This is a genomic window from Microbacterium sp. UNCCL10 (assembly GCF_000746195.1).
GTDB classification, from domain to species: Bacteria; Actinomycetota; Actinomycetes; order Actinomycetales; family Microbacteriaceae; genus Microbacterium; species Microbacterium saccharophilum.
This window is the reverse complement of sequence record NZ_JQKT01000007.1, coordinates 1263589-1288214: the sequence shown is the minus strand read 5'-3', so window position 1 is coordinate 1288214 and position 24626 is coordinate 1263589. Positions and strand designations below refer to the sequence as shown.

At 71.9% G+C, this 24626-nt stretch carries 25 protein-coding genes; 9 read left to right on the top strand and 16 right to left on the bottom strand.

Features of this window, described 5'->3' with window-relative positions:
• The first annotated feature begins 51 nt into the window (after positions 1 to 51).
• The 4 genes from BR85_RS06360 to lnt all read left to right on the top strand — a co-directional run bounded on the left by BR85_RS06360 (position 52) and on the right by lnt (position 5227).
• Positions 52 to 318, top strand: coding sequence for a twin-arginine translocase TatA/TatE family subunit (locus BR85_RS06360; RefSeq protein WP_028495772.1), 267 nt, complete (start codon positions 52 to 54; stop codon positions 316 to 318).
• Positions 319 to 384: 66 nt separating this feature from the next.
• Entirely contained in the window at positions 385 to 1152 is a 768-nt protein-coding gene (gene tatC / locus BR85_RS06355; RefSeq protein WP_028495771.1) for a twin-arginine translocase subunit TatC, read from the top strand.
• On the top strand, positions 1152 to 3623 hold the full coding sequence (locus BR85_RS06350) for a DEAD/DEAH box helicase (RefSeq protein WP_197018601.1): 2472 nt from the start codon (positions 1152 to 1154) through the stop codon (positions 3621 to 3623). The genes tatC and BR85_RS06350 overlap by 1 nt, the downstream gene beginning before the upstream one ends.
• A gap of 38 nt (positions 3624 to 3661) precedes the next feature.
• Positions 3662 to 5227: an apolipoprotein N-acyltransferase gene (gene lnt / locus BR85_RS06345; RefSeq protein ID WP_028495769.1), complete on the top strand. Its 1566-nt coding sequence runs from the start codon at positions 3662 to 3664 to the stop codon at positions 5225 to 5227.
• 3 nt (positions 5228 to 5230) lie between these two features.
• Here lnt and BR85_RS06340 read toward each other — a convergent pair whose 3' ends face one another.
• The 4 genes from BR85_RS06340 to BR85_RS06325 form a co-directional block, all read right to left on the bottom strand.
• Positions 5231 to 5605, bottom strand: coding sequence for an RNA polymerase-binding protein RbpA (locus tag BR85_RS06340; protein ID WP_028495768.1), 375 nt, complete (start codon positions 5603 to 5605; stop codon positions 5231 to 5233).
• A gap of 105 nt (positions 5606 to 5710) precedes the next feature.
• On the bottom strand, positions 5711 to 6484 hold the full coding sequence (locus tag BR85_RS06335; protein ID WP_028495767.1) for a glycerophosphodiester phosphodiesterase family protein: 774 nt from the start codon (positions 6482 to 6484) through the stop codon (positions 5711 to 5713).
• Complete coding sequence (locus BR85_RS06330; RefSeq protein WP_028495766.1) at positions 6481 to 7488, bottom strand: SPFH domain-containing protein; 1008 nt, start codon at positions 7486 to 7488, stop codon at positions 6481 to 6483. Before BR85_RS06330 ends, BR85_RS06335 begins: the two co-directional genes overlap by 4 nt.
• Positions 7481 to 7957 (bottom strand): NfeD family protein, encoded by a 477-nt coding sequence (locus tag BR85_RS06325; RefSeq protein ID WP_028495765.1) that lies wholly within the window; start codon positions 7955 to 7957, stop codon positions 7481 to 7483. Before BR85_RS06325 ends, BR85_RS06330 begins: the two co-directional genes overlap by 8 nt.
• 121 nt (positions 7958 to 8078) lie before the next feature.
• Here BR85_RS06325 and BR85_RS06320 point away from each other — a divergent pair, with 121 nt between their 5' ends.
• Together BR85_RS06320 and BR85_RS06315 are read left to right on the top strand one after the other, a co-directional pair.
• On the top strand, positions 8079 to 8843 hold the full coding sequence (locus BR85_RS06320; RefSeq protein ID WP_028495764.1) for an SDR family oxidoreductase: 765 nt from the start codon (positions 8079 to 8081) through the stop codon (positions 8841 to 8843).
• Positions 8844 to 8845: 2 nt separating this feature from the next.
• A complete protein-coding gene (locus BR85_RS06315) occupies positions 8846 to 10828 on the top strand; it encodes a S9 family peptidase (protein ID WP_028495763.1) in 1983 nt (660 codons plus the stop codon).
• A gap of 12 nt (positions 10829 to 10840) precedes the next feature.
• Here BR85_RS06315 and BR85_RS06310 read toward each other — a convergent pair whose 3' ends face one another.
• The 4 genes from BR85_RS06310 to BR85_RS06295 all read right to left on the bottom strand — a co-directional run bounded on the left by BR85_RS06310 (position 10841) and on the right by BR85_RS06295 (position 13897).
• On the bottom strand, positions 10841 to 11392 hold the full coding sequence (locus BR85_RS06310) for an HdeD family acid-resistance protein (RefSeq protein ID WP_028495762.1): 552 nt from the start codon (positions 11390 to 11392) through the stop codon (positions 10841 to 10843).
• A gap of 90 nt (positions 11393 to 11482) precedes the next feature.
• Entirely contained in the window at positions 11483 to 12403 is a 921-nt protein-coding gene (locus BR85_RS06305; protein ID WP_028495761.1) for an AEC family transporter, read from the bottom strand.
• Between the two features lie 272 nt (positions 12404 to 12675).
• Positions 12676 to 13569, bottom strand: coding sequence for an SRPBCC family protein (locus tag BR85_RS06300; protein ID WP_051526177.1), 894 nt, complete (start codon positions 13567 to 13569; stop codon positions 12676 to 12678).
• Positions 13562 to 13897, bottom strand: a complete 336-nt coding sequence (locus BR85_RS06295; protein ID WP_028495760.1) for an ArsR/SmtB family transcription factor — start codon at positions 13895 to 13897, stop codon at positions 13562 to 13564. The genes BR85_RS06300 and BR85_RS06295 overlap by 8 nt, the downstream gene beginning before the upstream one ends.
• Before the next feature lie 248 nt (positions 13898 to 14145).
• On the opposite strand from BR85_RS06295, the gene BR85_RS15650 reads away from it, so the two are divergent.
• Positions 14146 to 14766, top strand: a complete 621-nt coding sequence (locus BR85_RS15650) for a DUF2087 domain-containing protein (protein ID WP_051526176.1) — start codon at positions 14146 to 14148, stop codon at positions 14764 to 14766.
• Positions 14767 to 14769: 3 nt separating this feature from the next.
• On the opposite strand, the gene BR85_RS06285 is transcribed toward BR85_RS15650, so the two are convergent.
• The 3 genes from BR85_RS06285 to BR85_RS06275 all read right to left on the bottom strand — a co-directional run bounded on the left by BR85_RS06285 (position 14770) and on the right by BR85_RS06275 (position 17273).
• Positions 14770 to 16017: an RNA polymerase sigma factor gene (locus tag BR85_RS06285; RefSeq protein ID WP_028495759.1), complete on the bottom strand. Its 1248-nt coding sequence runs from the start codon at positions 16015 to 16017 to the stop codon at positions 14770 to 14772.
• The gene (locus tag BR85_RS06280) at positions 16014 to 16433 is read right to left on the bottom strand and encodes a YciI family protein (protein WP_028495758.1); all 420 of its coding nucleotides are present in this window, start codon (positions 16431 to 16433) and stop codon (positions 16014 to 16016) included. Before BR85_RS06280 ends, BR85_RS06285 begins: the two co-directional genes overlap by 4 nt.
• Positions 16434 to 16529: 96 nt before the next feature.
• Entirely contained in the window at positions 16530 to 17273 is a 744-nt protein-coding gene (locus BR85_RS06275) for a formylglycine-generating enzyme family protein (RefSeq protein ID WP_028495757.1), read from the bottom strand.
• A 35-nt stretch (positions 17274 to 17308) separates the two neighbouring features.
• Here BR85_RS06275 and BR85_RS06270 point away from each other — a divergent pair, with 35 nt between their 5' ends.
• Positions 17309 to 18634, top strand: coding sequence for an MFS transporter (locus tag BR85_RS06270; RefSeq protein ID WP_028495756.1), 1326 nt, complete (start codon positions 17309 to 17311; stop codon positions 18632 to 18634).
• 21 nt (positions 18635 to 18655) lie between these two features.
• Here BR85_RS06270 and BR85_RS06265 read toward each other — a convergent pair whose 3' ends face one another.
• From BR85_RS06265 to BR85_RS06250, 4 genes are all read right to left on the bottom strand, one after another.
• The gene (locus tag BR85_RS06265) at positions 18656 to 18913 is read right to left on the bottom strand and encodes a DUF6458 family protein (RefSeq protein ID WP_028495755.1); all 258 of its coding nucleotides are present in this window, start codon (positions 18911 to 18913) and stop codon (positions 18656 to 18658) included.
• An 89-nt stretch (positions 18914 to 19002) separates the two neighbouring features.
• A complete protein-coding gene (locus tag BR85_RS06260; RefSeq protein WP_197018589.1) occupies positions 19003 to 19776 on the bottom strand; it encodes an SGNH/GDSL hydrolase family protein in 774 nt (257 codons plus the stop codon).
• Complete coding sequence (locus tag BR85_RS06255; RefSeq protein ID WP_028495753.1) at positions 19766 to 21127, bottom strand: MFS transporter; 1362 nt, start codon at positions 21125 to 21127, stop codon at positions 19766 to 19768. The genes BR85_RS06260 and BR85_RS06255 overlap by 11 nt, the downstream gene beginning before the upstream one ends.
• Positions 21128 to 21159: 32 nt before the next feature.
• Positions 21160 to 22191, bottom strand: coding sequence for an LLM class flavin-dependent oxidoreductase (locus BR85_RS06250; protein WP_028495752.1), 1032 nt, complete (start codon positions 22189 to 22191; stop codon positions 21160 to 21162).
• 108 nt (positions 22192 to 22299) lie between these two features.
• On the opposite strand from BR85_RS06250, the gene BR85_RS06245 reads away from it, so the two are divergent.
• The gene (locus BR85_RS06245) at positions 22300 to 22926 is read left to right on the top strand and encodes a phosphoribosyltransferase (protein WP_028495751.1); all 627 of its coding nucleotides are present in this window, start codon (positions 22300 to 22302) and stop codon (positions 22924 to 22926) included.
• Positions 22927 to 22939: 13 nt separating this feature from the next.
• Here BR85_RS06245 and BR85_RS06240 read toward each other — a convergent pair whose 3' ends face one another.
• Positions 22940 to 24616: a DUF885 domain-containing protein gene (locus BR85_RS06240; protein ID WP_028495750.1), complete on the bottom strand. Its 1677-nt coding sequence runs from the start codon at positions 24614 to 24616 to the stop codon at positions 22940 to 22942.
• Between the last annotated feature and the right edge of the window lie 10 nt (positions 24617 to 24626).

Genomic DNA, 24626 nt, shown 5'->3' with positions numbered 1-24626 from the left:
CCGGCGTCGGGCCGGGTAGACTGAAGGAAATCTCGCGACGAGGAGCCGCCCATGGGAAATCTGTTCGCAGGTCCACACCTGTGGATCCTCCTGATCGTCATCCTGCTGCTCTTCGGGGCGGCCAAGCTGCCGGCGCTGGCGAAGAGCATGGGGCAGTCCGCCCGGATCTTCAAGGGCGAGATGAAGGCCATGAAGGAGGATGACGTCGCTGCGGGGACGGCATCCACCGTCGAGAACCCGGCGTCCCCGACCGTGGCGCCCACGGCCCCCGCCGACCCGACGCCCGGACCGACCGGCCCCGACACCACCAGGCCGTAGCCGGTCGTGGCCACGGCCTTCCGCCCGCGGGTCGGTGAGGACGACAACCCGCAGCGCGACAAGCGCATGACGCTGGCCGAGCACCTCGTCGAGCTGCGCAAGCGCCTCATCATCGCCGGCATCGCGCTCGTCGTCGGCATGGTGCTGGCGTTCTTCCTCACGGATGCCGTCATCTGGGCCATGACCGAGCCCATCCGTCTCGTCGCCGAGCGCCGCGGGAACGACGAGCTCGTCAGCCTCATGTACCAGAACGTCACGGGTCCCTTCGACATGCGCCTGCGGATCGCCTTCGCGGTCGGCATCATCATCTCGGCGCCGGTGTGGCTCTGGCAGATCTGGGCGTTCCTCGTGCCGGGGCTCACCCGCAAGGAGATCCGCTACACGATCGGCTTCGTCGCCGCTGCCGTGCCGCTGTTCTTCGCCGGCTGCTACGTCGGCTGGCTCGTCATGCCGCACATCGTGGAGATCATGGCCGGCTTCACCCCCGAGGGCGCGTCGAACATGTTCGAGGCGCGGTACTACTACGACTTCGTGTTCAAGCTCCTCGTCGTCATCGGCGTCTCCTTCGTCCTGCCGGTGTTCCTCGTCGCGCTGAACCTCGCGGGCGTCATGAGCGGGCGCGCCATCCTGGGCGGCTGGCGGGTCGCGATCCTCGTCGCGGTCGTGTTCGCCGGCCTCGCGACGCCGGCCGCCGACATCGTGAGCATGCTGCTGCTCGCCGGCATCCTCGTCGTGCTGTTCTTCGCCGCCGCCGGCCTGTCGATGATCTTCGACCGCCGGCGCGCCAAGCGCGACGCCGCCATGCTCGCCCAGGCCCCGGGATCCCTGTCGTGATGGATCCGGCCGAGCGGTTCGCTCGGGCCGAGGCCACGAAGTCGCATCCGCTGTCGGCCGCCTTCGCCGCGGGACAGCGGTTCGACCTCGACCCGTTCCAGATCGCGGGCTGCCACGCGCTGGAGGACGGCAAGAGCGTCCTCGTCGCCGCGCCCACCGGCGCCGGGAAGACGATCGTGGGGGAGTTCGCGATCCACCTCGCGATGCTCGAGCCGGGCGACAAGGCGTTCTACACGACGCCCATGAAGGCGCTGTCGAACCAGAAGTTCCGCGAGCTGCAGGACGTGTACGGTCCGGACGAGGTGGGCCTGCTCACCGGCGACACCAATATCAACGGCAGCGCCCGGGTCGTCGTCATGACGACCGAGGTGCTCCGCAACATGCTCTACGCGGACTCGCCCGCGCTCCGCGGTCTCCGCTTCGTCGTGATGGACGAGGTGCACTACCTCGCCGACCGGTTCCGCGGGGCGGTGTGGGAAGAGGTCATCATCCACCTGCCGCCGTCCGTGCGGATCGTGTCGCTGTCCGCGACCGTCTCCAACGCGGAGGAGTTCGGCGACTGGCTGGACACCGTGCGCGGCGACACGGAGGTCATCGTCTCGGAGATCCGGCCCGTGCCGCTGGAGCAGCACGTCCTCGTCCGCGGCGACCTCCTGCCGCTCTTCGACGACCGGGCCGGCATCGCGACGGCACAGGTCAACCAGGAGCTCATGCGCATCCGCTCGGTCAAGGGGCCGAATTTCGAACGCAACCGGCAGGTGCAGCAGCAGCGCAGCGCCGGCGGGTTCGAGGGGACGCACCGGCGTCCGCACAAGGGCGGGAAACGGCCCGTCCGCGCCGCGAACGTGCAGCGCATCGAGCGCCTCGACCGGCCCGACGTCGTCGAGCTGCTCGCCCGGAACAACCTGCTGCCGGCGATCTTCTTCATCTTCAGCCGGGCCGGCTGCGACGCCGCCGTGCAGCAGGTGCGCCGGTCGGGGGTGCGGCTCACGAGCCGGGAGGAGCGCGACGAGATCCGCCAGATCGTCGACGAGCGCACCCGGACCATGCTCGACGAGGATCTCGGGGTGCTCGGGTACTGGGAGTGGAAGGAGAACCTCGAACGCGGCGTCGCGGCCCATCACGCCGGGCTCCTGCCGGCCTTCAAGGAGATCGTCGAGGAACTGTTCCAGCGGAAGCTCGTGAAGGCCGTGTTCGCGACGGAGACGCTCGCGCTCGGTATCAACATGCCCGCGCGCACCGTCGTGCTGGAGAAGCTCGAGAAGTTCAACGGGGAGGCGCGGGTCGCCATCACCTCGGGGGAGTACACGCAGATCACGGGCCGCGCCGGGCGGCGCGGGATCGACGTCGAAGGGCACGCCGTCATCCAGTGGACGGAGGGCATGGACCCGCAGTCCGTCGCGTCCCTGGCCTCGCGCCGCACGTATCCCCTCAACTCCAGCTTCCGCCCCACCTACAACATGGCCGTGAACCTCATCGACCAGTTCGGCCGGCCGCGGGCGCGGGAGATCCTGGAATCCTCGTTCGCGCAGTTCCAGGCCGACCGCGCCGTCGTGGGCCTCGCCCGCCAGGTCAAGGAGGCCGAGGAGTCGCTCGCCGGCTACGCCGCCTCGATGACGTGCGACCGCGGCGACTTCGCCGAGTTCGCCGCCCTCCGCCGCGACCTGAGCGACCTGGAGAAGCTCAACCGGGCCGACCGCACGGCGACCGCGAAGACGCGGCAGCACCGGCAGAACGAGATGCAGGCGCTGCGCCGGCGGCTGCAGCGGCACCCGTGCCAGACCTGCCCGGACCGCGAGCACCACGCGCGGTGGGCGGAGCGGTACACGAAGCTCCGCCGGCGCACCGACAAGCTCCGGCAGCAGATCGAGACCCGCACCGGCACCGTCGCGCGCATCTTCGACCGGGTCGTGGACGTGCTCGCCGCCCTCGACTACCTCGCGGTGGCCCCCGACGGCGCCGTCACCCTGACGGATGCCGGTGCCACGATGCGCCGCATCTACGGCGAGCGCGACCTGCTCGTCGCCGAGTCGCTGCGCCTCGGCCTCTGGCGCGACCTCGACGCGCCCGGGCTCGCCGCCCTCGCCTGCTGCCTCGTCTACGAGCCGCGGCGCGACGAATCCGGCCCGGGGGAGCGGGGCCTGCCCCGGGGCGCGTTCCGCCAGGCGCTCAGCGAGACCCAGAACCTGTGGGCGCGGCTGGACGATCTCGAGCGCGACCACCGGCTGCCCGGCTCGGAGCCGGTCGCCACGGGGCTCGCGCGGGCCATGCACTCCTGGGCGCGCGGGATGCCGCTGGACATCGTGCTCGACGAGGCCGACCTCGCCGCCGGCGACTTCGTGCGCTGGGTGAAGCAGACCATCGATCTGCTCGATCAGCTCTCGATCGTCGCCGACGCGGACGTCGCGGGGACGGCGCGGCGCGCGCTGGAGTCCGTCCGCCGCGGCATCGTCGCGTACAGCTCGGTGTGAGCGCCACCGCCGAGGAGCGTTCGCCTAGGCTCGAAGCCGTGCCCGAACGTCCCCGCCCGCTGCTGCCCCTGTGGGCCGCGCTCCTCGCCGCGGCGGCCGGCGGGCCCGTCCTCGACCTCGCCTTCCCCGATGTGGGCTGGTGGCCGCTCGCGTTCGGCGGGGTGGCGCTCTCGCTCGTCTCCCTCATCGGGCGGACGGCGTGGGGCGCGTTCGGCGTCGGCCTCGTCTTCGCGGCGAGCTTCTACCTCATCCACATCGTCTGGATCACCCGCTACCTCGGCGTCGTGCCGTGGTTCGCGCTGGCCGGGCTCGAGACGCTGCTGAGCGCGCTCGGCGCCATCCTCATCGCGCTCGCCTACCGGTGGATGCCGCAGGTCGCGCCCGGCCGCTGGGGCCGCCTGCTCGCCCTGCCGGCGCTCGTCGCGGGACTCTGGACCGCACGGGAGCTCTTCCTCGGGTCGTGGCCGTACACCGGCTTCCCCTGGGGGCGGATCGGCATGAGCCAGTCCGAGAGTCCGCTCGCCCACCTCGCCTCGTGGACCGGGGTCACGGGGCTCACCTTCGTCATGGTGTTCCTCGTCGCCGCCGTCATCGAGTGGGTGCGGCTCGGCGCGTGGCGGGACATCCGCTCCGCGCTGCCGGCGGCGCTGGCCGTGCTGCTCCTCGTCGCGCTGCCCGCTTTCCCGACGGTGGATGCCGGATCGGCGCGCGTCGGGGCGGTGCAGGGCAACGGCCCGGCGGGCTACTTCGACGAGCGGGAGCGGTACGCCGTGCTGCAGGCGCAGCTCGACGCGACGGCGCCGCTGATCGGGGAGGACCTCGACATCCTGCTGTGGCCGGAAGGCGGGATCGACGCCGACCCGACCGCGAACGCCTCGGTCGCCCGGACGCTCGACCGGCTGTCCGACACGGTCGGCGCGCCCCTCGTCGTCAACGCCGCCACCGAGCGCGGCGAGGACGTGTACAACACCTCGATGGTGTGGGAGGCCGGGCAGGAGAATCCCGTCGCGCTGCACGACAAGTCGCATCCCGTGCCCATGGGGGAGTACGTCCCCGACCGGTGGTTCTTCGAGATGCTCGCCCCCGACCTCATCGGCCTCATCCAGCGCGAATACACCCCCGGGACGAACCCGCCGTTCTTCGATGTGGCCGGGATCGGGGTCGGACTGGCGATCTGCTTCGACGTCATCTACGACGACGTCATCTGGTCCGGTGCCCGTGACGGCGCCGAGGTGTACATGTTCCAGACCAACAACGCCGACTTCCGCGACACCGACGAGAACCTGCAGCAGCTGGCGTTCGCGCGCATGCGCGCCATCGAGACCGGACGGTCGGTGGTGAACCTGTCGACCGTCGGGACGAGCCAGGTCATCGCACCGGACGGCGCCACGCTGGAGTCGCTCCCGGCCGGCGAAGCCGGCGCGATCGTCGCGGACGTGCCGCTGCGGACCGGGCTGACCCCCGCCGTCATCATCGGGCCGGCGGTGCAGCTCATCCTCGGCTGGGGGAGCGTCCTCGCGATCGCCGCGGTCGCCTGGGCGGTGCGCCGTCGGCGCACGACGAAGACGCCGGCCTCCGAAGAGGCCGGCGTCTCGGTGGTCTGAGCGTCAGGCGGAGAGGCGGGCGTTCTCGCCCGAACCGCGCCGCGCGCGCAGGAGAGCGAGGCGCTCCTCGAGGAGCTCCTCCAGCTCGGGAAGGCTGCGGCGCTCCAGGAGCATGTCCCAGTGCGTGCGGGCGATCTTGTCGCCGGAGTGGTCGACCTCCACCAGGGTGTCTCCGACACGGAGGACGGCTTCGCCGCCGCACGTGCGGCATTCCCATGCCTCGGGGACCTCGGCGTCGGCCGCGAAGGTCAGGACGGTCTCCCGGCTGCACTGCGTGCAGACGTAGGTGTGATTGGCGCGCTCGTGGAACACGACGCCTTCCTCGCTCTGTAGGCTGGAAGCGCCGAGTCGGATGCCGCGCAGGCTGCGATCTGCCATCGTATGGTCCTCTCGTCGTCCTCAGGTATAACGTCCCCACCTGGGTGGATCATCCGAACGGCGGCCTCCCGGCGGCCTTTCACAGCGGATCCCCAGGGGATCGTGTCAGGCGCGGCCGGAGAGCACGTCGAGCGCCGTGTCGGCGCGGTCGGTGACGAGTCCGTCGACCCCCATCTCGAGCAGTCGCCGCATGTCGCCGGCGTCGTTGACCGTCCAGACGTGCACCTCGACGCCGGAGCGGTGGGCGGCGTCCAGGAGGCGGCGGGTGACGATGCGGACGCCGCGGTGCCGCTCCGGCACCTGCAGGGCATCCACCCCGGCGAGCGCCCGCCGGGCGAGTCGCTCCGACCGGCTCGCGACGGCGCCGAGGACCCGCGCGATCGTCCGCGTGCCGCCGGAGGTCGCGGGGGAGCCGCCGCCGTCCGCCGCGGACCGCAGGGCGACGCGCCGGCGCTCGTCGGAGAAGCTCGTCAGGAGCACCCGCTCGGCATGCGCGGCCACCGCGCGGCCCACCGGCGCGGCGGCGGCTTCAACCTTCACGTCAAGGTTGAACCTCAGTGTGGGGAACGAGTCGAGCGCTTCCGCGAGGGTCAGGAGGCCCCCGCGCGTTCCCATGATGGCCTGCAGCTCGCGCAGCCCGACATCCGCGACGCGGCGCGGGTCTCCCGCGACGCGGACGAGGTCGTCGTCGTGGAAGAGGATGACCTCGCCGTCGGCCGTGAGATGGCAGTCCGACTCGACATACGTCGCGCCGGCGGCGTGCGCGGCGGCGAAGGCCGCGAGCGTGTTCTCCGCCACACCCTCGGCGTCCGGCGGCACGAGCCCGCGGTGAGCCAGCACCCGCGGTGCCGCGGACGCCTGGAACCACGGATGCGTCACGGGGCGGGCGCCGAGGGCGGGGGCGGAGGGATGTGTGCGGCGGGGGCATCCGGGGTCGTGTCGGAGGCCGTGGGGGTCGCGGGCCGCGGCGCATCCGCGGCATCCGTCGTCCGTCCCGCGAAACCGGCGCTGAAGCCCTTGAGCGCCTCGGTCATCTCGCTGGGGATGATCCAGAGCTTGCTCGACGCGCTCGAGGCGATCTTCGGCAGGGTCTGCAGGTACTGGTAGGCGAGCAGTTTCTCGTTCGGACGTCCCGCGTGGATGGCGTCGAAGACGTTCTTGATGGCGGCGGCCTCACCCTCCGCACGCAGGATCGCGGCGAGCTTGTCGCCCTCCGCGCCGAGGATCGCCGCCTGGCGGCGGCCTTCGGCTTCGAGGATCTGCGACTGCTTCGAGCCCTCCGCCGTCAGGATCGTGGCCCGGCGCTCGCGCTCGGCGCGCATCTGCTTCTCCATCGAGTCCTGGATCGAGTGCGGCGGGTCGATGGCCTTCAGCTCCACCCGCGAGACCCGGATGCCCCACTTGCCGGTGGCCTCGTCGAGGACCACCCGCAGCTGCCCGTTGATGTTGTCGCGACTCGTCAGGGCCTCTTCGAGGTTCAGCCCGCCGACGACGTTGCGGAGGGTCGTGGTGGTGAGCTGCTCGACGGCGCCGAGGTAGTTCGCGATCTCGTAGGTCGCTGCCCGCGCGTCGGTGACCTGGAAGTACACGACGGTGTCGATCGAGACGACGAGGTTGTCCTCCGTGATGACCGGCTGCGGCGGGAAGGAGACCACCTGCTCGCGCATGTCGACGAGCGGGCGGACCCGGTCGATGAACGGGACCAGCAGGTTCAGCCCCGGACTCAGCGTCCGCTGGTAGCGGCCGAGACGCTCCACGACGCCGGCGTAGGCCTGCGGGATGATCCGGATGGAGCGGAACACGACGACGATGACGAAGATCGCCACCACGACGAGCAGCACGACGATGAAGATCTGGCCGATGAAGGCTCCCAAGTCACCCATGGTCGGTGGTCCTTTCTTCGGGGGCGACCTCGACGGTGGCGCCGCGCACGGCGCGGACGACCACGCGGGCGCCGACATCGAGGCCGGCCGGGTCGCCGACGAGGCGCGCCGTCCACGTCTCGCCGTTGTCGAGGCGGACGGAGCCGTCGCCGCCGACGAACGGAGTGACGACGCGGGCGCCGATGCCGTACAGGGCGTCGACGTTCGAGGGGATGAGGGCGCTGCTGCGACGCAGCGCGCGGAGGAGGAGCGGCCGGATGGTGAACAGCAGCAGGGCGGACACGGCCGCCGCCGCGAGCACCTGGAGCCACCACACGCCGCCCAGCAGGTTCACGCCGAGGCCGCCGATGAGGGTGCCGGTGCCGAGCATGAGGAAGGTGAACTCGAGGGTCAGGAGCTCGATGATGACGAAGAGGATGGCGAGCACGAGCCACGCGATCCAGAGGTACTCGGTGAGATCCGGCAGCATCGCCCACTCCTTCCGCGTGGTTCTGTTCGAACCCTACACCGGGACCGGAATGCCCCGGTTGGTAGGCTCGCAGAGGCCCTCGGCGGATGCCGTGGGCGACTCGACGCAGCAGGAGCAGCACATGTCCCAGCCCATTCCCGCCGGATCGCTCACCGGGCGGACCGCCCTCGTCACGGGCTCCTCGCGCGGCATCGGCGCCGACACCGTCCGCTACTTCGCGCAGGCGGGCGCGAACGTCGTCATCAACTTCCGCAACAAGGCCCCCCGCGCCGAGAAGCTCGCGGGCGAGCTGCGCGACCTCGGCGTCGAGGCGCTCGTCGTCGGCGCGGACCTCACCGACCCGGCATCCGTCGAGGAGATGTTCGCGGCCGTGAAGGAGCGCTTCGGCGGGCTCGACATCCTCGTGCTGAACGCCTCCGGCGGCATGGAGAGCGGGATGGCGGAGGACTACGCCCTCACGCTCAACCGCGACGCCCAGATCGGCGTGCTCGAGGCGGCCCTGCCGCTCCTGCACGACGGATCCCGCGTCGTGTTCGTCACGAGCCACCAGGCCCACTTCATCCGGACCACCCCGACCATGGCCGAGTACGACGTCGTCGCCCAGTCCAAGCGCGCCGGCGAGGACGCCCTGCGCGAGCGCATCCCGGCGCTCACCGAGCGCGGCATCGACTTCGTGGTCGTCTCCGGCGACATGATCGAGGGCACGATCACGGCCACCCTGCTCGAGCGCGCCAACCCCGGCGCGATCGCGAACCGCCGCGAATCGGCCGGCAAGCTCTACAACGTCTCCGAGTTCGCCGCCGAGGTCGCGCTCGCGGCTGTCGAGCCCGTCCCCGCCGACAACACCCGCCTCGTCGGCGACGTGAGCTCGTTCGGCGGAGAGTGAGCATGCGCGCGACCGACATCGACAAGCTGATCAGCGTCGGGCGCCCCACGATCGCGCCCGACGGCGCGTTCGCGGTGTTCGCCGCATCCCGTCCCGACCTCGCGGCCAACCGGACCGTCGGCCAGCTGTGGCGCGTCGAGTTGCCGGACGGCACGCCGCGGCGGCTGACCCGGGGCGTCGCGGACAGTACGCCGCGCCTCTCGCCCGCCGGGGACCTCGTGGCGTTCCTGCGCGCCGACGCCAAGAGCAAGGCGCAGATCTTCGTCGTGGCAGCGGGGGGAGGGGAGCCCGTGCAGGTCACGGACGCGCCCGCCGGCGCCGGCTCGTTCGCATGGTCGCCGGACGGCGCCCGCCTCGCCTTCACCGCCCGCGTCCCCGAGGAGGGCCGGTACGGCACCGTCGAGGGCCTCGAGCCGACCGCCGAGGCGCCGCGGCGGATCACCGGCATCCGCTGGCACGCCAACGGGCTCGGCTACCTCGCCGACCGGCCCGCCCACGTCTTCGTCGTCGACGTGCCCGATCCGGGCGCCGAGCCGTTCTACGAGCCGGCCCCCGCCGTGCGACCGGAGGGCTCGGAGCCGCCGAAGAAGCGGCTCGTCGCCGCGGACGCGGTGCCCCTCACCGAGGGCGATGCCTCGTACAGCGGCGTGGTCTTCACCGCCGACGGGAGCGAGATCCTCGCGGTGGTCGACGAGATCGAGAACGACCGGCGCGACCTGAGCTCGCGTGTCGTGGCGCTGCCCGTGGATGGGGGACCGGCGCGCGAGGTGCTCGCGCGGACCGCGCTGCTCTCCGTCGACGAGATCGCGGTCGCCGCGGACGGGACCGTCGCGATGCTCGCCAGCGGCGTCGGCGAAGGGCGGGTCGACTTCATCGCCCCCGCCGTCGGCCTCTATCTGCTGGACGCCGCCGGACCGCGCCTGCTGACCGACCCGGACGCCGTCGACCTCGGTGAGGCCGGCTCGCACATCAGCGTGGTCGGCGACGACTTCCTCATGCAGAACCGCTCGCGCGGGACGGTGGCCCTGCTCCGCGTCGCGCGGGACGGCGCGACGACCCCGGTGTTCGCCGGCGCCGTCGAGGTCGTCGGGCATGCCGCGGCGGGGGAGCGGATCGTGGTCGCGTACACGACCCCGGACTCCTTCGGCGAGCTCGCTCTCATCGGCCGGGGCCCCCTCACCGACTTCGGCGCACCCCTTCGCGGCGCGGGGCTCGTGCTCCCGGAGGAGCGGGAGATCGCGGGCCGGGACGGCTATCCGATCCACGGCTGGGTCGCCGCGCCCGAAGGGGAGGGGCCGTTCCCGGTCATCCTGCAGATCCACGGAGGACCGTATGCCAGTTACGGCATACATGTCTTCGACGAGACGCAGGTGCTCGTGGATGCCGGCTACGCCGTCGTGTACTGCAACCCGCGGGGGAGTGCCGGCTACGGCCGCGCCCACGGTCGCAGCATCCGGCAGGCGATGGGCACCGTCGACTTCCACGACGTCATCGACTTCCTCGACGGCGTCGTGGCAGCCGACGCGCGCCTCGACGGGGAGCGCGTCGGGGTGATGGGCGGCTCGTACGGCGGATACCTGACGGCGTGGATCATCGCGCACGAGCACCGGTTCGCCGGCGCGATCGTGGAGCGCGGGTTCCTCGACCCCGTGAGCTTCCAGGGTACGAGCGACATCGGCTCGTTCTTCGGCGACGAGTACGTCGGCGTCGATCCGGAGCAGATGGCGGCGCAGAGCCCGATGGCCGTCGTCGATCAGGTGCGCACCCCGACGCTCGTGCTGCATTCCGAACTGGACTACCGGTGCCCCCTGGAGCAGGCGACCCGGTACTACTCGGCGCTGAAGCGGCAGGGGACCGCGGCCGAGATGCTCGTCTTCCCGGGCGAGGACCACGAGCTCACCCGGGCCGGACAGCCGCGGCATCGTGTGCAGCGCTTCGACGCCGTCCTCGAGTGGTGGGCGAGGCACCTGCCCGTCACGGCCTGAGGAGTCCGGTCGTCAGCGTCCGTAGGTGACGGCGCGGACGATGTTCGTGATGCCGAGCACCACCGCACCGATGCCGAGCAGCCACCACAGGACGACGGCACCCCAGAGCGGCGAGAACAGCAGCATGATGCCGGCGATGATGGAGAGCACCGCGAAGATCACGGTCCAGATGCGCGACCCGGAGGCGCCCAGCGTGGACAGCGACACGAGGCCCTCGATGATCCACATGATGCCGACGAGGATGCCGAGGAACGCCGCGAGCCACACCGCGGTCGCGGTGAGGTTGGCGAACGCGACGATGCCCGCGACGATGAAGATGAGGCCGAGAACGACGTGGCCGACACGCGCCCAGCCGCCCTTGTTGCGCGAGAAGAGGCCCAGCGCGGCGTACGCGAGGCCGGACGCGATGGCGTAGATCGCGACGATGCCGGCGACCACCAGCGCGGTCTTGCCCGGCCAGATGAGGATCAGCAGGCCCGCGATGAGGGCGAGCATGCCGCTGATGCCGAGGGCGGCGCGGAGGGTGTCGGTGGCGGGTCTGCCGAGGTCGGTGTCGGTGGTCATGGAGGCCCTTTCTGCGAGGTCTCGGGCACGAAGGTGGCACCAGGGTAGACCCGTGGGCTTCCTCGGTGCTACGGCATCCGGCGGGCACCGTCAGCCGAGGAGGAGCGTGATGCCCAGCAGGACCGGCACGCAGCCGACGGTGGTGAGCAGGATGGTGTCGCGGGCGATCGTCTCGCCGACGTCGTAGCGCTGCGCGTAGTTGAAGACGTTCTGCGCGGTCGGCAGGGCCGCCAGCACGGTCACGATGAGGACATCCGCGGGCCCGAGACGGAAGACGAGGGCAGCGACCGTCCACGCGGCGACCGGCATGACGAGGAGCTTCAGCGTCGCCGCGAGGAGGATGTCGCGGCGCCGGCCGGACGGGGACAGGACGCGCTGGCCGTGCAGCGACATGCCGTAGCTGATGAGCAGCACGGGGATGCAGGCGTCCGCGACGAGGCTCGCCGGCTCCATGATGATCGGTGGCAGGCGGATGCCGGACAGCGACACGACCACGCCGAGCACCGATCCCACGACGATCGGGTTCGTCAGCGTCCGCCGGAGGATCGGGATGACGCGCCGCTGACCGGTCGAGATCGCCTCGAAGGCGGCCATCGACAGCGGCGTGAAGACGAGGAGCTGCAGGAGGATGACGGGTGCCGGGAACGCGGCGCTGCCGAGCAGGTACAGCGACAGCGGGATGCCCATGTTGTTGGAGTTGACCTGGCCGGCCGAGAGCGTCCCTATGAGGGTCTCTCCGGCATCCCGTCGCCAGACGAACCGCGCCACGACGGCGTGGATGACGAAGACCGCCGCCGCGGCGATCGCCGAGACCGGCAGCAGCGCGGAGAAGAGCGTGTGCACGTCGGCCTGCGCCAGCACGACGAACAGCAGGAACGGTGAAAGGACGAAGAACGTGAGCCGGCCGAGGACGTGGCGCGCATGCGGGCCGAGCAGATCGATGCGGGCGATGATCCAGCCCACGAGGATCGCGACGCCGACGACGACGAATCCGGTGAGCGAGTCCAGCACACCTCGAGCCTAGGCGCCCCGCCGCAGCCCTCCTGACCCCGTGACAACCATTAGCCGATAATGCACATTATGTCAGCTCGCGTGATATCGGGCGCTCCCCGCCTGGGTGTCGGCGCGCTGCGGCGCGTCCCCCGGGCCAGCCGAGACAGGGCGCTGAGCACGTCGCCGTGCGAACGGCAGGATGAGATGTGACTCCTGGGGCGGATGACGCGTCACGGGCCCCACGCGTCACATCCGATCCTGCAGTTTGCCGCCCCGCGGGTGCTGCCGGCTCAGCCCGAGAGCGTCCGTCGGAGCTGGCCGAGGGTGAACTCCCAGCCCTGCCGGTAGCTCTCGGCAGGCGCCTCGTCTGACCAGGGCCCGGTATGCCGCACCGTGAGGCGGGAGCCGCCGTCGGTCGCGGTGATCGCGACGTCGCACGCCTCGTCTCGGGACGTGCCGTCGGCATCCGTCCACTGCCAGGTGAACGCCAGGTGGGTCGGCGCCTCGAGCTCGAGGTAGCGGCCCTCGAGCAGGATGCCGGCGGCCGGCGCCGCGATGCGATACGCGCCGCCCGGTCGCGGGTCGGCCGCGATCTCCACGTCATCCCAGTGCGTCCACCACCACGACCGGAGTCCCTCGGCGGTCGCGAAGGCGGTCCAGACCTGCTCCGGCGGCACCGGCAGATCGAGCGCGACATCGACCGCTCGGCGCTGCATGTCCCCCCACCGCGCGGCCCGCGCGGGCTCGTCGTCCGCCGGCACGGCGCCCCCGAACTGCGCCGCGAGGGTCGCGAAGCACCGCTCCCAGCCCCCGCCGTAATCCGGCAGGTGATCGGGCTCGTTCAGGCTGTGCGTGAGCGTCAGGCGCGTGCCGTCTGCGTCCGGCGCGAGGTCGACGACGACCCGGCTGGCCCGCTCCCCCTGCCACTCCCAGGCGACGCAGAGCCGGCTCGGCGGCGAGCACTCCTCGATCCGCGCGTGCGCGGGCGCGTCCGGCGCGTCGGCGAACCTGATGCGGTACCCCGCCGCGCGCTCCCCCGTCACCTCACCCAGCCAGCGGCGCAGTCGTTCCGGCTCGGTCAGCGCCGACCACAGCTCGCTCGGCGGCGCCATGTAGCGGCGTTCCCACCGCAGGACGGGCTGTCCCGCGCGGCCGGTGAGGCTCCGCGTGAACTCCTCAATCACGGTCTCCTCCGTCCCGTGCGCCGCGGGCGAGCTCCGTTTCGAGCGCGTCGAGGCGGTTCCGCCAGAAGCCGCGGTACCGGTCGATCCAGTCCGTGACCTCGTCGAGCGCGTCGTCGCGCAGGGCGTACAGCCGATGCGATCCCCGCCGCTCGTCGCGCGCGAAGCCGCTGTCCCGCAGCACGCGCAGCTGGTTCGACACCGCGGGCTGCGAGATGCCGAACTCGTCACGCACCGCCGCCGTCAGCTCTCCCGCCGTGCACTCCCCCGCCGAAAGCAGCTCCAGGATGCGGCGCCGCACCGGATCCGCCAGGATCTCGAAGGCATTCATGGAACAGTGATATCACGCATGGCTGATGCTGACAAGTTCCCCCGTCGCGCGGCCGTCTTCGCCCTCGGCGCAGCCGGTCCGTCGCCGGATGCTGACCGCGGCGAAATGCAGGACCGGGTGTGGCGCGTGGGACGTACGAGGCGACTTCTGTCCCAGTGGTCACGGCCGGTCCTGCAGATGCGCGCGCACGGCCCCGCGGCCGGCCCGCGACCCTGCACGGACGGCGGCCGCGCGGTTAGCCTGTCGGGGTGACCCGCGTGCGGCTCGAGCTGACCCCGCTGTCCGACGACGGTGATCGTCGCCGCTGGCTGCTGCGGGTCGACGACGCCGACGTCGGGTGGCTCGACGGCGTGCTCGAGGGGGGAACCGTAGGCCTGTCCTTCTCCGTCGTGCAGGCCGCCCGTGCCCAGGGAGTCGTGGGCGGGGCCATCGGCCGGATCCTCGGCCTCGCACCGTGGGGCTCGGAGGTGTCGTATGCGCTCGCCGTCGTCCCGGCCGACCTGGAGAGCGCGGAGACGGCGCGCGCCGCCGGGTTCTCCCTCGCCGGCACGGACGCGCAGGGCAACGACGTGTGGCGCCGCGACGCGCCACGCCCGCGTCCGGCCAAGGGCGACATCACCCGGTTCCTCGACGCCGCAGGCCGCATCGACCGCTACCCTGCGGCTGCGGCGGAGCGTCGCGACCTGCTGCGCTGGGTCGCGGACCGGGCCATCGGCCACGGCGAAGTGCTCACCGAGACGCAGGTGAACGAGCGCCTCGCGCGCTACGCCCCCGGCGGCGACGTCGCCGTGCTCCGTCGCCATCTCGTCGACCACGCGCTCCTGGAGCGCACCGCCTCCGGCTCGCAGTACGCCCGCGTCGCCGACTGAGGGTCAGTCCAGAGCCGCCGCCTTCGCCTCCAGCAGCGCGCGCTGCGGCGCGCTCGCGGTGCGGGATGCCGCCTCCTCGAACTCCGCGCGCGCCTCGGCGGCGCGTCCCAGCCGGGCCAGCAGCTCGCCGCGGACGCTCGGCAGGAGCGGCGACCCGCGCAGCTCCCCCGCCGCGGCGAGGTCGTCCACGATCGCCAGCGCCGTCGCCGGCCCCGTGGCCATCGAGACGGCGACGGCCCGGTTCAGCTCGACGACGGGACTCGGCGCGATCCGGCCCAGCGCCTCGTAGAGCACCACGATCCGCTCCCAATCGGTCTGCTCGACGCTGGGCGCGACGCAGTGGCACTCCGCGATCGCAGCCTGCAGCGCGTAGGCGCCTCTCCCCTGGCCGCGGGCCGCGGCCTCCGCGTCGGCGCGGCGCAGGGCGGCGCGTCCGCGCGCGATCTGACCCTGGTCCCATCGGCTCCGGTCCTGGTCTGCCAGCAGGATCGGGGCTCCGGTCCGCGATTCCCGTGCCGCGAACCGCGACCGCTGGAGCTCCATGAGCGCGACGAGCGCGTGCGTCGCGGGCTCCCGCGGCAGCAGGCCCGCCAGCACGCGCCCCAAGCGCAGGGCCTCGTCCGCAAGGTCGGGGCGGGTCCACCGCTCCCCCGCCGTCGCGGAATAGCCCTCGGTGAACACGAGGTACACGACGCTCAACACGCCATCGAGTCGCTGCCGCCATTCCGACGGGTCGGGCGTCTCGAAGGGCACGTGCGCCGCGGCGAGCGTCTTCTTGGCCCGGGTGATGCGCGCCTGGACCGTCGCGACCGGGACCAGCAGCATCCGCGCGATCTCGACGGTGGTGAGCCCGCCGACGACCCGCAGGGTCAGCGCGACCTGCGATTCCCGCGACAGCGCCGGGTGACACGCGGTGAACACGAGGCGCAGCAGGTCGTCGTCGATGGGCTCCCACTCGTCCTCGACGGCCTCCGCGAGGTCGTGCGCGATCGCGCGGTGGCGCTTGTCCAGGCGCTCCCGGCGCCGCCAGGCGTCGATCACCCGGCGTTTCGCGACCGCGGTGAGCCAGGCGCCGGTGTTGGCGGGGATGCCGTTCTCCGGCCAGGATGCGAGCGCCTCCGCCACCGCCTCCTGGGCCACGTCCTCCGCGAACCCGAGGTCGCCCGTCATGCGGGCGAGGGCCGCGACGATGCGCGCGCCCTCGATGCGCCAGACGGCGTCGACGGCGCGCGCGGCGTCCGCCGGCGTCATGGCTGCGCGAGCTCGTCCCGCCAGCCGGCTTCCTTCTTCACGAACTCGTTGTCGGCGTAATCCGCGAAGTCGGTCTCATCGGTCACGCGGCGCACCTCCAGCTTCGACCCCGGTCCGAGCGGGCAGCGCTTGGCCCATTCGACGGCCTCGTCGGCGGTGGCGGTCTGGATGATCCAGAAGCCGTTGAACAGCTCGTGCACTTCGCCGTAGGGGCCGTCGGTGACCAGCGGCGGGTCGGCGGAGAAGTCGACGACGTAGCCGGGCTCGGGCGCGAGGCCGTCGCCGGCGACCATGACGCCCGCCTTCATCATGGCCTCGTTGTATGCGCCCATCGCGTTGATGACGGTCTCGAAGTCCATCTCCTCGTACGCCGCGACCGCGTCGGCGGTGGCCCGCATGATCAGCATGTGCTTCATGTGCTCTTCTCCCTGGGTGTGTGGGGATGCCGTCGGCTCCCTCTCACTATGACGTCGAATGGCCGGGAGCGGAATCGACATCGCTCGGAGAATCGGTCACCGCAGCGGGGTCCACCCCGGCGGCAGCGGGCCGTCGATGTCTGCGCGCGCCGCATCGTCCGCCGCGGACCACCCCTGCGCCGCGCCCGGTGTGTCGAATCCGCCGCGGGCGAGGCGGAACCCGACATCCTCATGGTGCATGCGCGGCGCACCGCCGCGCCGCGTCGACGCGCGCACGCTCGCGGCATCGTCGGCGAACCCGCCGCCGCGGAAGACCCGGTAGTCGCGATACCGGGCGGGGTCCAGCAGGTCCCAGCACCACTCCCAGACGTTCCCGAGCGTGTCGAAGAGGCCGTTGAGGTTGGGCAGCTTGCCGCCCACGTTCTTCGGCCCGTCCACGCCGTCGGCGCTCGTCCACGCGACCTCCCGCAGCGGCCCGTAGTGCGCGCCGGTCGAGCCGGCGCGGCACGCGAACTCCCACTCGGCCTCCGTCGGCAGGCGGTAGCCGTCGGCATCGACATGCCAGGTCACGTCCTCCCCGTCGAACGCGTACACCGGGTCCAGGCCCTCCCACTCCGACGCGGCGTTGCAGAAGTGCACGGCCCGCAGCCATGCGACCTCCACCGCCGGACGCTGCGGATGCGCGGCCATGATCCCCAGGACCTCGGCCAGCTGCGCCTCGGTCACCGGGTACACGCCGATCTCGAACGGTGCGAGCTGCACCGTGCGACGCAGCCGGCGCCGCGCGTCGTGGAGCTCGACGCGCCCCGCGCCGATCCGCGCCATCTCGATGTCGACCATCCGGGCACTCTAGCGCCGGCGGGTAGCGTGGGAGGGTGACCTCCTCCCCCGCGTCGTCCCTCCGGGCCTGGATCATCTGGACCGTCGGCGTCGCGGGATACGTCCTGGCCGTCACGAACCGCACGTCGCTCGCCGCAGTCGGCGTCGACGCTGCCGACCGCTTCTCCGCGGATGCGGCGACCCTGTCGCTCTTCGCCGTCGTCCAGCTGGCCATGTACGGCGGCATGCAGCTGCCGATCGGGGTCCTGCTGGACCGCTACGGCGCGCGCCCGATCATGACCATCGGGATGGTGCTCATGGCGGCCGGTCAGCTCACGATGGCCCTGTCGGAGAGCGTCGGGGTGGCCCTCGTCGCGCGCGTGCTCGTCGGGGCCGGCGACGCCGCGGTCTTCCCGGGCGTGCTCCGTCTCATCGCGACGTGGTTCCCGGCCCAGCGCGCGCCCGTCATGGTGCAGCTGACCGGCATCGTCGGGCAGGCAGGCCAGCTCATCGCCGTCCTGCCGCTCGCGGCGCTCCTGCACGCCACGACCTGGACGATCGCATTCGGCAGCGTCGGGGGGCTCGGCGTCCTGTTCGCCGTGCTCGTCTTCGCGATCATCCGGAACCACCCGCCGGAGGTCGCCGCGGACGTCTCCGTCGACACCGACACCGGTGCCGTCCGCGTCGTGCGGTCCTCGGTCGACACCGGGGTGGGCATCCGTGCCGCCTGGGCCCACCCGGGCACCCGCCTGGCGTTCTGGTCGCATTTCACGACCCCGTTCGCCGGCACCGCCTTCATCCTGCTGTGGGGGATGCCGTTCCTCACCGCCGGCGAAGGGCTGAGCCTCGGGCAGGCCGCGGGCATCACGTCGGTCTACGTCTTCATCGGGATGGCCCTGGGGCCCATCATGGGCGAGCTGTCCCGCCGCATCCCGAACATGCGCTCCCGCGCGCTCGTGCTGCCCGCCGTCGCGGTGCAGATGGTGGTGTGGCTCACGGTGATCCTCTGGCCCGGCCCGGCGCCGCTGTGGCTCCTGTACACCCTCGCGTTCGCCCTGGCGATGGGCGGGCCGGCGTCGATGATCGCGTTCGACCACGCGCGCACGCACAACCCGGCCCATCGGCTCAGCACGGCCACCGGTGTCACCAACGCGGGCGGATTCCTGGCCGCCCTCATCGCGATCTTCATGATCGGGCTCGCGATGGATCTCCAGGGCGCCGGGACCCCCGACACGTACACGCTCGACGCCTTCCGGCTCGCGTTCCTCACCCAGGTGCCGCTGTGGCTGCTGGGCGGCGCGTTCATCGTCGTCGAGCGCCGCAAGACCCGCGTGCACATAGGAATGGACAAGCCGCGCCCGCGAAGACGCGAGCGCGGCTGATCCGCCGGGGGTGGGAGGGGTTCAGACGGTGGGGTCCCCCGAGGTGCTCGTGGAGTTGCGCGTGACGCGCTCGCCGGCCACGGGGTCGACCGTCCGGGTGACGGACTCCGTCTGGCGGCGACGCAGCATCATGACGATACCGATGATGAAGATGAGTGCGCCCGCGCCCATCAGGATGTAGCCGATCATGTCGAGGTTGACGAACTCCACATCGACGTTCACGGCGTAGACGAGGATCGCTCCGATGACGAAGAGCGCGATTCCTGCTCCGATGCTCATTTTGACTCCTTGTGGGTCGGTCGTCCTGACATCATGACCGATCCCTCCGCCGGCGCGCCTCCCCTTGACAGCGCCGCGGCCGTTGTGCTTCAGACCGGTGCCGCAACCGTCGTCCAGATGCCGTACTTCGGCTCCCGCCCATCGCCGGAGGACGTACCGGTGAGTCGCCGCCGCACCCAGGGGCCGAGGTGATCGCGCATGTACTCGGCGCGGCGCAGGCGCACGGCATCCGGCAGCTCCGGGAGCGACCACCACCCCTCGGGCACGCTCTGCCCGAGGGCGGTGAGCACGCGGGCGGCGACCCGGTGGTGGCCGCGCGCATTCATGTGCAGCCGGTCCTCCGACCAGTACGCGGGCCGCGACAGCTCGGCATCCGGCCAGTTCAGCGCCTGCACGACGTCGCCCCGACCGCCCATCCGCTCGATCACCGCGGTCGACATGAGGTCGCCGCGCCGCTGGATGAGCCGGCCCATGGGCAGCTGCGCCGACGGGTTGGCCCCGGACAGCAGGATGAGGGTCACGCCCTCCTCGTCGCAGCGGCGGAGGACGTGGCTGAACGCATCCGCGATGTGCGTGATCGAGGTGCGCGGGCGCAGCATGTCGTTGCCCCCGCCGTTGAAGGACAGGTGGGTGGGACCCAGTGCCAGCGCCGCCTCGAGCTGCTGGTGCACGATCGGCCAGACGAGCTTGCCCCGGATCGCGAAGTTGGCGTAGGCGATGTCGGCGCCGCGCGACCGCGCCCAGCCCTGCGCGACGAGGTCCGCCCAGCCGCGCACGGTGCCGTCCGGCAGCTCGTCCCCGACGCCTTCCGTGAAGGAGTCGCCGATCGCGGCGAAACGCACCTCCCCCGCCTCACCGGTCATCGAGCGTCTGCCCTCTCTTGTCGACGAGTCCCCACGCGGCGCCCGCGGCCACGAGGAAGAAGACCGCGAACACGACGAACAGGACCGGCACTCCCCCCAGGGCGAGGAGCGGCGGGACGCTCAGCGGCGCGAGGATCGACGCGATCCGTCCGACGCCCGCCGCCCAGCCCGAGCCCGTGCCGCGCAGCGAGGTCGGGTACATCTCCGGGGTGACGGCGTAGAGCGCGCCCCACGCGCCGAGGTTGAAGAACGACAGCGCCATCCCCGTCGCGATGATGAGCCCCTCGGTGCCGGCCTGTCCGAACAGCACCGCCGAGACGGCCGATCCGGCGAGGAACACCGACAGCGTGAGGCGCCGCCCCCACACCTCGATGAGCCAGGCGGCGACGGCGTACCCGGGCAGCTGGGCGAGGGTGATGATGAGGGTGAAGCCGAACGACTTCACGAGGTCGTAGCCCTGCGAGAACAGCAGGGTGGGGATCCAGATGAACGCGCCGTAGTAGGCGAAGTTGACGCAGAACCACACGAGCCAGAGGCACGCCGTCCGGACGGAGAACTCCGCGGCCCACAGGGCCCGCAGGCGCTCCCCCGCCGTCGTGGCGGCCGGGCCCGCGAGGGGGGTGGGCACGAGGACCGGTTCGCCGCGGCGCCGCTGCGACGAGGCGAGCGCGGGCGACGCCTCGAGGCGGGCGACGATGGCCTCCGCCTCGCTGTGGCGGCCCTGCCGCTCCAGCCAGCGCGCCGACTCCGGCAGCCCCCACCGGATGACGAGCGCATAGACGGCGGGGATCGCCCCGATCGCGAACGCCCACCGCCAGCCCTCCGCGACGTTCGGGATGACGAAGAAGCCGATGAGCGCGGCAGCCGTCCAGCCGACGGCCCAGAACGCCTCCAGGATGACGATGAGGCGGCCGCGCATGCGCGCCGGGGCGAACTCGCTGACGTACGTGCTCGCCACCGGCAGTTCGGCGCCGAGCCCGAGGCCCACGAAGAATCGGAGGACGAGCAGCAGCGTGAGGCCTCCGACCAGGGCGCTCGCCCCGGTCGCGACGCCGTAGACGAGCAGCGTGATCGCGAACACCGAGCGGCGGCCGAGACGGTCGGCGAGGAGCCCGCCGAGGGTCGCGCCCACCGCCATGCCGACGAAGCCCGCCGAGGCGATCCAGGAGGCCTGCTCCCCCGTCAGCGACCACTCGCTGACGAGCACGGTGATGATGAAGGAGATGAGGCCCACATCCATGGCATCCAGCGCCCACCCGACGCCGGAGCCGCCGAGGATGCGGGCGTGCCCGCGCGTGAACGGCAGGGCGTCCAGGCGCGCCGCCACCGTCGGTGTCGTCACATCGGTCATCCTTGAATGCTACGGATGCCGGGGCTCCGCCGTCACCGCGACGCGAGCATGTCCTGCACGAGCGGGGCCACCCGGGTGCCGTAGAGCTCGATGGAGCGCATCATCTGCTCGTGCCCCAGCGTGCCGGTCGAGAACTTCATGTCGAACCGGTCCGCGCCGAGCGTCCGGACGGTGTCGGCGATCTTCCGGGCGACGGTCTCCGGCGAACCGACGTACAGCGCGCCCTCCGGCCCGACGTCGTGCTGGAAGCGCAGCCGGTTGTACGGCGGCCAGCCGCGCTCGCGCCCGATCGTGTCGTTCATGGCCTGCACACCGGGATACGCCTCCTCCCACGCCTGCTGGTCGGTGTCGGCGATGTGCCCGGGCGAGTGGATGCCGATGGGGAGTGTCCCCCGGCCGAAGCCGGCGAGGGAGCGGTGGTACAGGTCGACGAACGGCCGGAACCGCGCCGCGGGGCCGCCGATGATGGCGAGCATCAGTCCGTACCCGTACCGCGCGGTGCGGACGACGGACTCCGGGCTTCCGCCGACGCCGACCCAGGCCGTCAGACCGTGCTCGGTCTTGGGGTACACGTCCGCCGCATCGAGCGAGGGGCGCATGGTTCCCTGCCACGTGACGGGCTTCTCGGTGAGCAGCTGCGAGAAGAGGTCGAGCTTCTCCTCGAAGAGCGTCTCGTAGTCGTGCAGGTCGTAGCCGAAGAGCGGGAACGACTCGATGAACGACCCCCGGCCGAGGATGACCTCCGCGCGCCCGTGCGAGACGGCATCCAGCGTCGCGAACCGCTCGAACACGCGCACCGGGTCGTCGCTGGAGAGGACCGTGACGGCCGTGCCGAGCCGGATGCGGGAGGTGCGCGCCGCGGCGGCGGCGAGGACGATCTCGGGGCTCGAGATCGCGAAGTCCGGCCGGTGGTGCTCCCCCACGCCGAAGAAGTGCACGCCGACCTCGTCGGCGAGGACCGCCTGCTCCACGACGTGCCGGATCGTCTGCGCGTCGCTGACGCGCCGACCCTCCGCGTCCAGGGTGATGTCGCCGAAAGTGTCGAGGCCCAGCTGTACCGTCATGATCCGTCCCTTTCCATACTGATGAATGGAACTCGGCGCGTCGGGCGGGCATTCCCCGCGGAGATCCGGGGCATTCCACCCGCGCCGTCCCCAGCGTACGGTGGGCTCATGGCCCTCTTCGAGGATCGCGCCGCGGCGGGCCGCGACCTCGCCCGTGCACTGGACGCCTGGCGGGGCGGCGACGCCCTCGTCGTCGGCCTGCCGCGCGGCGGCGTGGTCGTGGCGGCGGAGGTGGCGCGGGTTCTCGGTCTCCCGCTCACGGCCGTCGCGGTCCGCAAGCTCGGCGCACCGCGACACGCGGAGTTCGCCGTGGGGGCGATCGCCGACGGCGTCCGGGTCGTCCATCCGGATGCCGACGACTGGGCGACGCCTGCGCAGCTCGCCGCCGTCGAGCAGGACGAGCGGGCCGAGCTGCGGCGCCGTCAAGCGCTGTACACCGTGCCGGGGCGCGACCCCGCGGGACGGACCGTGATCGTCGTGGACGACGGAGTCGCGACGGGGGCCACGGCGACGGCCGCCTGCCGCTCGCTGCGCGCACACGGCGCCGCGCGGATCGTCCTGGCGGTGCCGGTCGCACCCGCCGCGTGGCGCCCGGAGCCCGGGCTGGCCGACGACTACGTGTGCCCGCATCCGCAGCAGCACCTCTGGGCCGTCGGCCAGTACTACGACGATTTCCGGCAGGCCCGCGACGCGGAGGTCGTGGCGCTGCTGGCCCGCGACCTCCGCGCCGAATGACGGTGCCGGGGGCTCAGTCCTGCGCGAGTGCCATCCGCAGGGTGTCGAGGCCCACCCCGCCGAGGGTCAGGGCGCGCATGTGGAACTTCTTGATGTCGAACGCGTCGCCGGCGCGCTGCTGCGCCTCGTCGCGGATCTGCTCCCAGATGCGCTGGCCCACCTTGTACGACGGCGCCTGCCCCGGCCAGCCGAGGTAGCGGTTCACCTCGAACTGGATGAACTCGTCCGACATGTTGACGTTCCGGCGCATGAAGGCGAGCGCGTAGTCGGCATCCCACACGCCGTCACCGTCGAGCTTCGGCTTCTGCAGGTGCACGCCGATGTCCAGCACGACGCGCGCGGCGCGCATGCGCTGGCCGTCGAGCATGCCGAGGCGGTCGGCGGGGTCGTCGAGGTAGCCGAGCTGCTCCATGAGCCGTTCCGCGTACAGCGCCCAGCCCTCCGCGTGCCCGCTCGAGCCGGCGAGGAGCCGGCGCCACGAGTTGAGCTCCGCGCGGTTGTACACCGCCTGAGCGATCTGCAGGTGGTGACCCGGAACGCCCTCGTGGTAGACGGTCGTGAGCTCCCGCCAGGTGTCGAACGTGTCGACGCCCTCCGGCACCGACCACCACATCCGGCCCGGACGGGAGAAGTCGTCGGTGGGCCCCGTGTAGTAGATGCCGCCCTCGTTCGTGGGCGCGATCATGCACTCGAGCTTCTTGATGGGCTCGGGGATGTCGAAGTGCGTGCGGCCGAGTTCGGCGACGGCGCGGTCGCTCGTCTCCTGCATCCACTTCTGCAGCGCGTCGGTGCCGCGGAGCTTGCGGGACTCGTCGGCCTCGAGGAAGGCGACGGCCTCCTCGACGCTCGCGCCGGGCTTGATCTCCTTCGCGATCGCCTCCTGCTCCGCGACCATGCGCGACAGCTCCTCGATCCCCCACTCGTAGGTCTCGTCGAGGTCGATCGTGGCGCCGAGGAACCGGCGGGAGTGCAGGGCGTACAGCTCGCGACCCACGGCATCCTGCTCCCCGGCGGCGGGGGCGAGCTCCTCGGAGAGGAACGAGGCGAGACCGTTGTAGGCGATGCGCGCCGCATCGGCGTTGCCGGACAGGTCGTGGACGAGGGAGGCGGGGAGGGATCCCTCCTCGGGTGCCGCTTCGGCGGCGAAGGTGGCGAAGAAGCCCTGGTCGGCGGTGTATCGGCCGATCTGGGTTACGACCTCGGACACCTGACGGCGCGCGGGAACGATGCCCTGTGCGATCCCCTGGCGGAGGGTCTCCACGTACCCCTCGATCGCGGCGGGGACCGCGGCGAGGCGGGTAGCCACGACCGACCAGTCGTCCACGGTGCTCGTGGGCATGAGATCGAAGACGTTCCGCAGCTCCTGAGCCGGCGAGGCGATGACGTTCAGGTCGCGCAGGTGCGCGCCGGCGTCGTGCAGCTCGAGGTGCAGCGACAGGTCGCCGCGGAGGTCGGCCTTCGTGACGGCGTCGACCTGGTCGACGGGCTCGGCCGCCTCCAGCGCCGCGAGCGCCGCCTTCGCCGCGGCGTGCGCGCGTTCCGTCCCGGCCGGGGACAGGTCGTCGAGACGATCGTTGTACTCGGACCGGCCGATGTAGGTCGCAAGGCCCGGGGAGAGTTCGGCGAGGGTGTCGACCCAGCCGTCGGCGATCTGGTCGATCGGCGTGGGGGTGCGCTGTGCGTCAGTCATCCTCCGAGCC